The 10,931-nt window shown below is 70.0% G+C and carries 9 protein-coding genes and 1 pseudogene; 9 read left to right on the top strand and 1 reads right to left on the bottom strand.

The features are described 5' to 3' along the window. From BMZ82_RS42195 to BMZ82_RS32095, 8 genes and pseudogenes are all read left to right on the top strand, one after another. Positions 1-154 (top strand): annotated as a pseudogene (locus BMZ82_RS42195) (sensor histidine kinase); the annotation flags it as partial. 649 nt (positions 155-803) lie between these two features. Continuing rightward, positions 804-1,463: a response regulator transcription factor gene (locus BMZ82_RS32125; RefSeq protein ID WP_305729223.1), complete on the top strand. Its 660-nt coding sequence runs from the start codon at positions 804-806 to the stop codon at positions 1,461-1,463. Between the two features lie 267 nt (positions 1,464-1,730). After that, positions 1,731-3,677 (top strand): 2-oxoacid:acceptor oxidoreductase subunit alpha, encoded by a 1,947-nt coding sequence (locus tag BMZ82_RS32120; protein WP_093780916.1) that lies wholly within the window; start codon positions 1,731-1,733, stop codon positions 3,675-3,677. Next, the gene (locus tag BMZ82_RS32115; protein WP_093780915.1) at positions 3,670-4,782 is read left to right on the top strand and encodes a 2-oxoacid:ferredoxin oxidoreductase subunit beta; all 1,113 of its coding nucleotides are present in this window, start codon (positions 3,670-3,672) and stop codon (positions 4,780-4,782) included. The genes BMZ82_RS32120 and BMZ82_RS32115 overlap by 8 nt, the downstream gene beginning before the upstream one ends. Positions 4,783-5,087: 305 nt before the next feature. Continuing rightward, positions 5,088-5,942 carry an NAD(P)H-binding protein gene (locus BMZ82_RS32110; RefSeq protein WP_093780914.1) on the top strand — a complete coding sequence of 285 codons (855 nt, stop codon included), beginning with the start codon at positions 5,088-5,090 and terminating at the stop codon, positions 5,940-5,942. 204 nt (positions 5,943-6,146) lie between these two features. Beyond that, the gene (rarD, locus tag BMZ82_RS32105) at positions 6,147-7,190 is read left to right on the top strand and encodes an EamA family transporter RarD (protein WP_256252228.1); all 1,044 of its coding nucleotides are present in this window, start codon (positions 6,147-6,149) and stop codon (positions 7,188-7,190) included. Between the two features lie 55 nt (positions 7,191-7,245). Continuing rightward, positions 7,246-7,737, top strand: coding sequence for a VOC family protein (locus BMZ82_RS32100; RefSeq protein ID WP_093780913.1), 492 nt, complete (start codon positions 7,246-7,248; stop codon positions 7,735-7,737). Positions 7,738-7,903: 166 nt separating this feature from the next. Next, positions 7,904-8,836 (top strand): M28 family metallopeptidase, encoded by a 933-nt coding sequence (locus BMZ82_RS32095; RefSeq protein ID WP_093780912.1) that lies wholly within the window; start codon positions 7,904-7,906, stop codon positions 8,834-8,836. 95 nt (positions 8,837-8,931) lie between these two features. On the opposite strand, the gene BMZ82_RS32090 is transcribed toward BMZ82_RS32095, so the two are convergent. Beyond that, positions 8,932-10,167 (bottom strand): hypothetical protein, encoded by a 1,236-nt coding sequence (locus tag BMZ82_RS32090; RefSeq protein WP_093780926.1) that lies wholly within the window; start codon positions 10,165-10,167, stop codon positions 8,932-8,934. Positions 10,168-10,401: 234 nt separating this feature from the next. Here BMZ82_RS32090 and BMZ82_RS32085 point away from each other — a divergent pair, with 234 nt between their 5' ends. Further along, the gene (locus tag BMZ82_RS32085; protein WP_093780911.1) at positions 10,402-10,905 is read left to right on the top strand and encodes a hypothetical protein; all 504 of its coding nucleotides are present in this window, start codon (positions 10,402-10,404) and stop codon (positions 10,903-10,905) included. The last annotated feature ends 26 nt before the right edge of the window (positions 10,906-10,931 follow it).

Below are 10,931 nucleotides of genomic sequence, written 5' to 3'. Positions count from 1 at the left end.
GGCGGGGTCGGGGATGGGTTCAGGGTCAGGGTCGGGGTTGGCTGGGCTTGCGGGGCGGTTGGATGCGGTGGATGGGGTTCTGGTGGTGGATTCGCCGGTGGGGGGGCCTACTCGGGTGACTGCGGAGTTGCCCTGGCGGGTGGAGGGGGTTTGAGGGTGGGGTTTTTCGCCCCCGCCGCCCCTACCCATTCCCATCCTTGCCCTGGGGGCTGCCGCCCCCAGACCCCCGCTTCGGCCCTTAAGGGGCCTCGTCCTCAAACGCCGGACGGGCTGAAAGGCAGACACCCGACCGGCGCTTAGAGCGGCGCCCCCAGCGGGTGGGTGGGGGATTGGGACGGGAACCGTCTCGTGCTCATGCGCATGCGGGCTGAATGTGCGGGGCGGCGTCGGGAAGGTGGCCCCTACGGGTGGGTGGGGGTTTGGGATGGGGTCCGCCTCGGCCCCGAACGCCGGACCGGCTGAAATGCACCGACCGGCCTGGTATCAGCACCCCCAGCGGGTGGGTGGGGGCTCCGGATGAATGTGCGAGCCGACACCGGACCGGACGGAATCTGACCGGCTGGATGATGCCGTCCCGTCCAGCACACCCTTCTATCCGCCCCGCCCCCGCCCCGAACCCCCTGCCGACCGAAAGGCTGAAATTGTTCGGGGCGTTGGCGTATTAGTGGTGTGTCTCGTCGGAATTTCGGCGTGCTTGTTGCTGGGCTGGGTGTTTTTGGGTGCAGGTGAGGGCGGAGCTGGAATGCTGGGGTGGTTCGGGCGGTGGGTGGACGGCTGGGGGGCCGAGGAGCGTGGAGGTCAGGGTGCGGGTGGTCATCGCCGAGGATTCGGTGCTGTTGCGGGAGGGGCTGACCCGGTTGCTGACCGACCGGGGGCATGACGTGGTCGCCGGGGTCGGGGACGCCGAGGCGCTGGTCAAGACCATTACCGAGCTGTACGACGAGGGCGCGCTGCCCGACGTCGTCGTCGCGGATGTGCGGATGCCGCCCACGCACACGGACGAAGGGGTGCGGGCCGCCGTACAACTGCGCAAGGCTCATCCCGGGCTCGGGGTGCTGGTGTTGTCGCAGTACGTGGAGGAGCGGTACGCCACCGAACTGTTGGCCGGTTCCAGTCGCGGGGTCGGGTATCTGCTCAAGGACCGTGTGGCCGACGTGCGGGAGTTCGTGGACGCGGTGGTGCGGGTCGCTCAGGGGGGCACCGCTCTGGACCCCGAGGTCGTCGCGCAGCTCCTCGGGCGCAGCCGGAAGCAGGACGTGCTCGCGGGGCTGACGCCTCGGGAGCGGGAGGTTCTCGGGCTGATGGCCGAGGGGCGGACGAACTCGGCGATCGCCCGGCAGCTCGTCGTCAGTGACGGGGCCGTGGAGAAGCACGTCAGCAACATCTTCCTGAAGCTCGGCCTGTCCCCCAGCGACGGGGATCACCGGCGGGTGCTCGCCGTCCTCACCTATCTGAATTCATGAGCTGTCAGCCGTCGCGGCCTTCGGGTTCCTGGCGGAGTGATTTGGCTGTGTTATTTGGCCGTGTGTTTGTCGGTGCGTCTTTCAGTGGCTGTGGCGGGGGGCGGGAAATCATGGCGAGCGGGGGTGCCGGGCCGTTGGCCGTCAGCGGGACGTTGACAGTCATACGAATGGCCGAGGGAAGGCGACCCTTACAGACGTAGGGTTGATCCGTGGAGGGCCTTCGGGAAGGCCTCTCCGGGACAGCCACCTCGAGGGAGGTCCAGTTCAGTGACCAGTCAGGTCAGCAGCCCAGCGGAACAGGCCGACGGAGCCGGCGAGACCAGCGGAACCGTCTTGGGAGAGCAGCGCAAACCGGGTGGGGCGAAGGACGTACGCCGTCTCGACCGGGTGATCATCAGGTTCGCGGGTGACTCGGGTGACGGTATGCAGCTCACCGGTGACCGTTTCACGTCGGAGACCGCCTCGTTCGGGAACGACCTTTCCACCCTGCCGAACTTTCCCGCCGAGATCCGTGCGCCCGCCGGCACCCTCCCCGGCGTCTCCTCGTTCCAGTTGCACTTCGCCGACCACGACATCCTGACGCCGGGTGATGCGCCCAATGTGCTGGTCGCCATGAATCCGGCGGCGCTGAAAGCGAACATCGCGGATGTGCCGCGCGGTGCGGAGATCATCGTCAACACGGACGAGTTCACCAAACGGGCGATGCAGAAGGTGGGGTACGCGGCCTCGCCGCTGGAGGACGGTTCCCTCGACGGTTACCAGCTCCACCCGGTCCCGCTGACCACCCTGACCGTCGAGGCACTCAAGGAATTCGACCTCACCCGCAAAGAGGCCGAGCGCAGCAAGAACATGTTCGCGCTCGGCCTCTTGTCATGGATGTACCACCGGCCGACCGAGGGCACCGAGAAGTTCCTGACGTCGAAGTTCGCGAAGAAGCCCGAGATCGCGGCCGCCAACATCGCCGCCTTCCGCGCCGGGTGGAACTTCGGTGAGACGACCGAGGACTTCGCCGTCAGTTACGAGGTCGCGCCGGCGGCGAAGGCGTTCCCCGTCGGCTCCTACCGGAACATCTCCGGGAACCTGGCGCTGGCGTACGGGCTGATCAGCGCCTCGCGCCAGGCCGATCTGCCGTTGTTCCTGGGGTCGTACCCGATCACGCCGGCCTCCGACATCCTGCACGAGCTCAGCCGGCACAAGAACTTCGGCGTGCGCACCTTCCAGGCGGAGGACGAGATCGCGGGGATCGGCGCGGCGCTGGGGGCGGCCTTCGGCGGGTCCCTCGGCGTGACGACGACCTCCGGGCCGGGTGTGGCGCTGAAGTCCGAGACCATCGGGCTCGCCGTCTCGATGGAGCTGCCGCTGCTGGTCGTGGACATCCAGCGGGGCGGGCCGTCGACCGGGCTGCCGACCAAGACCGAGCAGGCCGACCTGTTGCAGGCGATGTTCGGGCGCAACGGCGAGGCCCCGGTGCCGATCGTCGCGCCCTGCACGCCCGCCGACTGCTTCGACGCGGCTCTGGAAGCGGCGCGGATCGCGCTCACCTACCGCACCCCCGTCCTTCTCCTCTCCGACGGCTACCTGGCCAACGGCTCCGAGCCCTGGCGGATCCCTGAGCTGGACGAACTGCCGGATCTGCGGGTGCAGTTCGCGCAGGGCCCGAACCACACGCTGGACGACGGCACCGACGTCTTCTGGCCGTACAAGCGCGACCCGCAGACCCTCGCCCGGCCGTGGGCGATCCCGGGCACCCCGGGGCTCGAGCACCGGATCGGCGGGATCGAGAAGGAGGACGGCACCGGGAACATCTCCTACGCCCCCGCCAACCACGACTTCATGGTCCGCACCCGGCAGGCCAAGATCGACGGCATCGACGTCCCGGACCTCGTCGTCGACGACCCGCACGGGGCGAGAACCCTGGTACTGGGCTGGGGTTCCACCTACGGGCCCATCACCGCGGCGGTACGGCGGCTGCGGACGGCGGGGGAGGCCGTGGCGCAGGCGCATCTGCGGCACCTGAACCCCTTCCCGCGCAACCTCGGCGCGGTGCTGAAGCGGTACGACAAGGTCGTCGTCCCCGAGATGAACCTCGGCCAGCTCGCCACCCTCGTACGGGCGAAGTACCTGGTCGACGCGCAGTCGTACAACCAGGTCAACGGGATGCCGTTCAAGGCGGAGCAGCTCGCCACGGCGCTGAAGGAGGCCATCGATGGCTGAGAGCACGCGACTGACCGGGGAGCGTACCGGGCAGGGTGCCGGGGAGGGTTCGGGCACGATCGAGGCGCTCTCGCTCGTACCCAAGGCCGAGGCCAGGCAGTCCATGAAGGACTTCAAGTCCGATCAGGAAGTGCGCTGGTGCCCCGGCTGCGGGGACTACGCGATCCTGGCGGCCGTCCAGGGCTTCATGCCGGAGCTGGGGCTTGCCAAGGAGAACATCGTCTTCGTGTCGGGCATCGGCTGCTCGTCGCGCTTCCCCTACTACATGAACACCTACGGGATGCATTCGATTCACGGGCGGGCCCCGGCGATCGCGACCGGGCTCGCCGCCAGCCGCCGCGACCTGAGCGTGTGGGTGGTGACCGGGGACGGCGACGCGCTGTCCATCGGCGGCAACCATCTGATCCACGCCCTGCGGCGGAACGTGAACCTGAAGATCCTGCTGTTCAACAACCGGATCTACGGGCTCACCAAAGGCCAGTACTCGCCCACCTCCGAGGTCGGCAAGATCACCAAGTCGACGCCGATGGGGTCGCTGGACTCCCCCTTCAACCCGGTGTCGCTGGCGCTGGGGGCCGAGGCGTCGTTCGTGGCGCGGACCATCGACTCCGACCGCAAGCATCTGACGGAGGTGCTGCGCCAGGCCGCCGCCCACCCGGGTACGGCACTGGTCGAGATCTACCAGAACTGCAACATCTTCAACGACGGCGCGTTCGAGGCGCTGAAGGACCGGCAGTCGGCCGAGGAGGCGGTGATCAGGCTGGAGCACGGGCAGCCGATCAGGTTCGGGGCGGACCGTGCGCGGGGGGTCGTGCGTGACGCGGCGACCGGCGAGCCGAAGGTCGTGACGGTGACCGCGGAGAACGAGGCGAACGTCCTGGTCCACGACGCGCACGCCGCGTCCCCGACCACCGCCTTCGCCCTGTCCCGGCTGGCCGACCCGGACACCCTGCACCACACGCCGATCGGCGTGCTGCGGTCCGTCGAACGGCCGGTCTACGACACGCAGTTGGCGGACCAGTTGGACAAGGCGATCGAGCAGCAGGGCAAGGGCGATCTGGCCGCGCTGCTGGCGGGCGGGGACACCTGGACGGTCGTCGGCTGAGGGATTGCACCATGGGGTGACTGGAGGTCACTTCGGGTGACTGGGGTGACGGTGGTGAGGCCCGGGACTGGAGTTTCCGTTCCGGGCCTCGCTGTGTGCTGCCGCATGCCGTCGGGCGCAGGCGACCCCGCGCCCCGCGCCCCGCGCCCCGCGCCCCACGCCCCACGCCCCACGCCCCACGCCCCACGCCCCACGATACTTACCTTGAGGTAAGTACCTAACTTTGAAGTGGGCACTTTCTTTGAGTTAGCGCACGCCTTATGGTTAGTGCAGACCCGCAAACGCCCCTTAGGAGTGCCTGGACCATGAGCATCGTCGTCACCGGAGCCACCGGACACCTCGGCCGCCACGTCGTCGAACAGCTGCTGGAGAAGGTTCCGGCCGGGCAGATCACGGCCGTCGTCCGCGACGAGGCCAAGGCCGCCGACTTCGCCGCCCGCGGCGTGAAGCTCGCCGTCGCCGACTACAACGCCCCCGAGACCTTCGGCAGCGTCTTCGCCGCCGGCGACAAGGTGCTGCTGATCTCGGGCAACGAGTTCGACAAGGGCCGCCCGGCCCAGCACCAGGCCGTCATCGACGCGGCGCTGGCCGCCGGGGTCGCGCTCCTCGCGTACACCAGCGCGCCGGGCAGCCTGACCGCGGCGCTGGCCGACGACCACCGCGCCACCGAGCAGGCGCTGCTCGCCTCCGGCCTGCCGTACGTGCTGCTGCGCAACGGCTGGTACCACGAGAACTACACCGAGCAGCTCGCGCCGGTGCTGGAGCACAACGCCGTCGTCGCCGCCGCCGGTGCGGGCCGGGTGTCCTCCGCCTCCCGCGCCGACTACGCGGCCGCCGCCGTCACCGTGCTGACCGGCGAGGGCCACGAGAACAAGACGTACGAGCTGGGCGGCGACGAGGCGTGGAGCTTCGCCGAGTACGCGGCCGAGCTGAGCAAGCAGACCGGCAAGGAGATCGCCTACAACTCCGTGCCCGGCGAGGTGCTCATCGGCATCCTGACCGGCGCGGGGCTGCCCGAACCGCTCGCCGCGATCTTCGCCGGCGTGGACGCGGCGATCGAGCAGGGCCAGTTGGTCGTCCCCGGCGGCGAACTGTCCCGTCTCGCCGGCCGCCCCACCACTCCCCTCGCCGAGGCGATCACGGCGGCGCTCAAGGGCTGAGGCCGAGGCTGCGACTCCCTCTGAGGTCGGCGCCCCCGTCTGTCATGACCGTATTGCGATACGGGCATGACAGACGGGGGCGCTCGGCGTTACCTTCGTGCACGCGTGTCTGACGTAAGAGACATGTTCGACGTGCGAGACACGTTCGACGCGAGAGACACGTTCGACGTGAGAGACACGTTCGACGTGAGAAAGAGGGACGCCGTGGCCGGGACGTCGAAGGGTGAGGGCCGGACAGGCCTGCTGAACGGCTTCGCGGCGTACGGGATGTGGGGGCTGGTACCCCTCTTCTGGCCCCTGCTCAAGCCGGCCGGGGCGACCGAGATCCTCGCCCACCGCATGGTGTGGTCCCTCGCCTTCGTCGCCGCCGCGCTGCTCGTCGTACGGCGTTGGGCGTGGGCCGGTGAGCTGCTGCGACAGCCGCGCCGGCTCGCGCTCGTCGTGATCGCCGCGGCCTTCATCACCGTGAACTGGGGCCTCTACATCTGGGCCGTGAACAGCGGCCATGTGGTCGAGGCGTCCCTCGGATACTTCATCAACCCGCTGGTCACCATCGCGATGGGCGTGCTGATACTCAAGGAGCGACTGCGGCCCGTGCAGTGGGCGGCGGTCGGCGTCGGCGTCGCGGCGGTGCTGGTGCTGACCATCGGGTACGGCCGTCCGCCGTGGATCTCCCTCGTCCTCGCCTTCTCCTTCGCCATCTACGGGCTGGTGAAGAAGAAGGTGAACCTGGGCGGGGTCGAGTCGCTGACCGCCGAGACCGCCGTCCAGTTCCTGCCCGCGCTGGGCTATCTGCTGTGGCTGTCCGCGCACGGCGACGCCACCTTCACGACCGAGGGCGCGGGACACGCGGCCCTGCTCGCCTCCACCGGCATCGTCACCGCGCTCCCCCTGGTCTGCTTCGGCGCGGCGGCGATCCGCGTGCCGCTGTCGACGTTGGGCCTGTTGCAGTACACGGCGCCGGTCTTCCAGTTCCTGCTGGGCGTCTTCTACTTCGGCGAGGCCATGCCGCCCGAGCGCTGGGCCGGGTTCGCGCTGGTGTGGCTGGCGCTGGTACTGCTCACGGGCGACGCGCTGCGCACGTCCCGCCGGGCCCACCGCGCCCTCGCCACCGCCCTGCCCGACCTCCCCGACCTCGCTGACATCACCAAGGTCAGCAAGGTCAGTGAGGTCAGTGACCTCAGTGGCACCAGGACGGCCGGCACCACCGTCCCGGAGGCGGGGAACTCCCCCCTCGCCAAGCCGTAGGCCGCGGTCGGCGCGCGAGAGGCCGACCCGGCGCAGGCCTGCTACAAGTGGCTGCATGACCAAGACACCGTCAGCACCTGAGGCAGCGCCCACCGCCGCGCCCGTGCACTGGAAGGTCGTCGTCGACTCCGCCGACCCGCACACGCAGGCCGATTTCTGGGGTGCCGCGCTGCACTACGCGGTCGAGGACAACAGCGCCCTCATCGAACGGCTGCTGGAACTCGGCGCGCTGCCGGGAGCGGCGACGGTGGAGTTCCACGGCCGCCTCGCCTTCCGGGACATGGTCGCCGTACGCCACCCTGACGACCCGTACGACCCCGACAGCGGGACCGGGCTCGGGCGGCGGCTGCTGTTCCAGCGGGTGACGGAGCCGAAGACGGTCAAGAACCGGCTCCACCTCGACCTGCATCCCGGTGCGGGCCTGAGGGAGGGGGAGGTCGGGCGGCTGACGGCGCTGGGGGCGAGTGTGCTGCGGGAGGTGAAGGAGCCTTCCGGGGCGTGGGTGGTGATGGCGGACCCGGAGGGGAACGAGTTCTGCGTCCACTAGGGCGTCCGCTAGGGCGTCTACTAGGGGTGGGGTAGGTGGAGCGGTGAATCCCGTGTCCTGATAGCGCTCTTGACTTGGTGTTGGGTTCCCGTTCACCATCCTGAGACCCTATTCACCATGGAATCCCTGTGATCTGGCGATTCCCCAGAAATTCGGAGCCCCCCACATGAAGCTCCCCGTTTCCGGGCGTATGGCGGCCGTCGGCGCCACCTCTATTGTCATGCTCCTGACCTCCGGGTCGATAGCAGGCGCCGCCCCCACCGCCGCCCCCACGATCCCCGTGGCCGGCGTCAAGGCGCATCTGACGCAGTTGCAGTCCATAGCCACCGCCAACGGCGGCAACCGCGCCCACGGCCGCACCGGTTACAAGGCCTCGATCGACTACGTGAAGGCCCAACTGGACGCCGTCGGTTTCACCACCACGATCCAGCAGTTCACGTCGTCCGGCCGCACCGGCTACAACCTGATCGCCGACTGGCCCGGCGGCGACACCGGCCAGGTGGTGATGGCCGGTTCCCATCTGGACTCCGTGACCTCCGGGGCCGGTATCAACGACAACGGTTCCGGTTCGGCGGCCGTACTGGAGACGGCCCTGGCCGTGGCCCGGTCCGGCTACCAGCCCGCCAAGCACCTGCGGTTCGCCTGGTGGGGCGCGGAGGAACTGGGCCTGGTCGGGTCCAAGTACTACGTCAACAACCTGTCGTCGGCGAACCGCGCCCGCATCAGCGGCTACCTCAACTTCGACATGATCGGCTCGCCGAACCCCGGCTACTTCGTCTACGACGACGCGGCGACCATCGAGAAGACCTTCAAGGACTACTACACCGGCCTCGGCATCGCGACGGAGATCGAGACCGAGGGCGACGGCCGCTCCGACCACGCCCCCTTCAAGAACGCGGGCGTGCCGGTGGGCGGCCTGTTCAGCGGCGCCGACTACATCAAGACGGCGGCGCAGGCGGCCAAGTGGGGCGGTACGGCCGGGAAGGCCTTCGACCCCTGCTACCACTCCTCCTGCGACACCACGGCCAACATCAACGACACGGCCCTGGACCGCAACGCGAACGCCCTCGCGTACGCGATCTGGACACTGTCCGCCTGATCGACTCGCCTGATCGACTCGCCTGACCGACTCGCCTGATCGACTCGCCTGATCGACTCGCCTGACCGACTCCGCCTGGTCGAGGCCCTTAGTGGCTACGCGCCCGCTGTACGGGCGCGTTCGGCCAGGCGGAGCATGCGTGCGCGGGCCGACTCCAGTTCCTCGATGTCGTCGGCGGCCGGGCCCTCCTCGGTGGTGAGCTCCGTCCACAGGCCGAGGAGTTCGTTCCCCAGGTTCAGCCCCTGCAAGGGGTCGCGTACGGCGCGCCAGGCCGTCGCCGCGCTCTGGACGTCGCCGTACGCGGCCTCCGCGTCCAGGGTCCGGCGGCGGATGCGGGCCAGGTCGAGCGAGGCGTGGAAGCTACGCACCGGGTCGCCTGCCAAGTAGGCGATGTACGAGGCGAGTTCGCGCAGCCGGAGCACTTCGGGGTGCTCCGGCCCGAGCGTCCCGGACGCCTCCAGTACGGTCCGTTCCGCGAGACCGGCCGCCGCGTCGATCCGGCCCGCCCGCACGGCCTCGTTGATCCGCGCCACCGGTTCCCCGAGGAGCGCGGTACCGCCGTCCTCGCCCTGGAGGCCACGGGAATCGTCCCCGGGCCCGACCCCGAGCACCGCCTCCGCGACGGCGTCGAAGCCGCGGGCGGGGGTGGGCTTGAGGTCGAGTTCGAGGCCGAGGTCGAGGTCGGACGCCGAGTCGGAGACGAGGTCGTTGGGGAGGAGGTGGGCGAGGGCCAGGGGGGATGTAGGGGTTGCGGTGGAGGGCGGTAGGGGTAGCGGGGTGGGGGCAGGGGGTGGGGCCAGGGGTGGAGTCGGGGTTGTGTCCGCCGGGTTCGGCTGGTCGTCCATCGTCGGGGGTGGGCCGAAGACTCCCGTAGGGGCGATGACCGTGCCGGGGGTCGGGGTGTCGTCCGGGAGTTCCGGGAGTTCCGGTACGGCCCGGAGCGTGTACGTGGCTTTGTCGTTGCGCGCGGGCGCCGCCGGTGTCGCCACCGCTACCGCTGCCGCTGTCGCCGTCGCCGTCGTTCGCAGGGGCTCCGCCGTGAAGTGGCTGGAGCCGTCCGGGTCGACGCGCAGGGGGACGACGTAGCCGATGCGTTCGTCGTGGACCGAGGCGAGCACCGGGTGTCCGGTGGCGAGGGCGATGCGGTGGAGGTGGCTCAGGACGGCGCGCTGGATCTCCTCGCCGTCGGCCGCCGCGACCGGCACGCCGCCTATCGACGCCGTCGTCCCGCCTCCGCCTCCGCGGACATGGACGTCGAGCGGCGCCACCACGGCGGCCGGCCGGCCGTCGTGCTTCTGTTCCCGCTTCTTCTCGCGGCTGAGTCGAGACATCGGTTCCTCACTCGGATGCGTCGTCACGATCCGGTCGTCCACGTACGCGCACGTGACCACCTACGTGTCCACGTACTGTTGAGTCTCTCCGAGCGCTCCCGGTCCGCGCGTCACCACGACGTCACAGCCTCGTTCCAGGAACCCACGCCCCGCTCCCGGGGCCGCCCAGGACCAGGATCAGGGACGTCCCGGAGGGGACGGCGACGACCGGGACGACTGGGAGGGGCGCGGGCCATGTGGACGACGGACGGGCAACGGGGGCCGGAGATCTGGATCCGGGGGCCGGTACCCGCACCGGATCCGGTGCCGATGCCGTACGCCTCCACCGCCGCACCCCGGCGTTTCTCCTGGGTCGCCACGCACGGCGGGGCCGGCAGTTCCACGCTCGCCGCGGTCTACGGCGGCCACGACTGCGGGCGCGAGTGGCCCGGCGCCGACGCTCCCCCGTCCGTCCTGCTGGTCGCCCGTACGCATGCGGCCGGGCTGGAGTCCGTCCTGCGTACGGTGGACGTCTTCCGGTGCGGGGAGGCTCCGCGCGGGCTCGACCTGGACGCGGTGGTACTGGTCGCGGACGCACCGGGACGACTGCCCCGGCCACTCGCCCAACGGGTGCGGACGATCGAGTCGCTCATCGACGTGTACCGCGTCCCCTGGGTGACGGACTGGCGCCTCGGCGACCTGGGAGGCAGCCCGCCCCGAGAGACGGCGGCACTGTCCCGGCTCACCAGTAGGGGATAGGCCGGGTCGCGGGGTCAGGGGTGGGG

The organism is Streptomyces sp. yr375 (assembly GCF_900110755.1).
Lineage (GTDB): Bacteria > Actinomycetota > Actinomycetes > Streptomycetales > Streptomycetaceae > Streptomyces.
Note: the sequence above shows the minus strand (reverse complement) of the source record. Positions and strands in the feature narration are given on the sequence as shown.

Excerpts from the sequence above, each read along its gene's own strand:
- BMZ82_RS32095 (WP_093780912.1), top strand. The coding sequence starts at position 7,904 with ATGAAGCTCCCCGTTTCCGGGCGTATGGCGGCCGTCGGCGCCACCTCT.
- BMZ82_RS32115 (WP_093780915.1), top strand. The coding sequence starts at position 3,670 with ATGGCTGAGAGCACGCGACTGACCGGGGAGCGTACCGGGCAGGGTGCC.
- BMZ82_RS32090 (WP_093780926.1), bottom strand. The coding sequence starts at position 10,167 with ATGTCTCGACTCAGCCGCGAGAAGAAGCGGGAACAGAAGCACGACGGC.
- BMZ82_RS32100 (WP_093780913.1), top strand. The coding sequence starts at position 7,246 with ATGACCAAGACACCGTCAGCACCTGAGGCAGCGCCCACCGCCGCGCCC.
- BMZ82_RS32110 (WP_093780914.1), top strand. The coding sequence starts at position 5,088 with ATGAGCATCGTCGTCACCGGAGCCACCGGACACCTCGGCCGCCACGTC.
- BMZ82_RS32085 (WP_093780911.1), top strand. The coding sequence starts at position 10,402 with ATGTGGACGACGGACGGGCAACGGGGGCCGGAGATCTGGATCCGGGGG.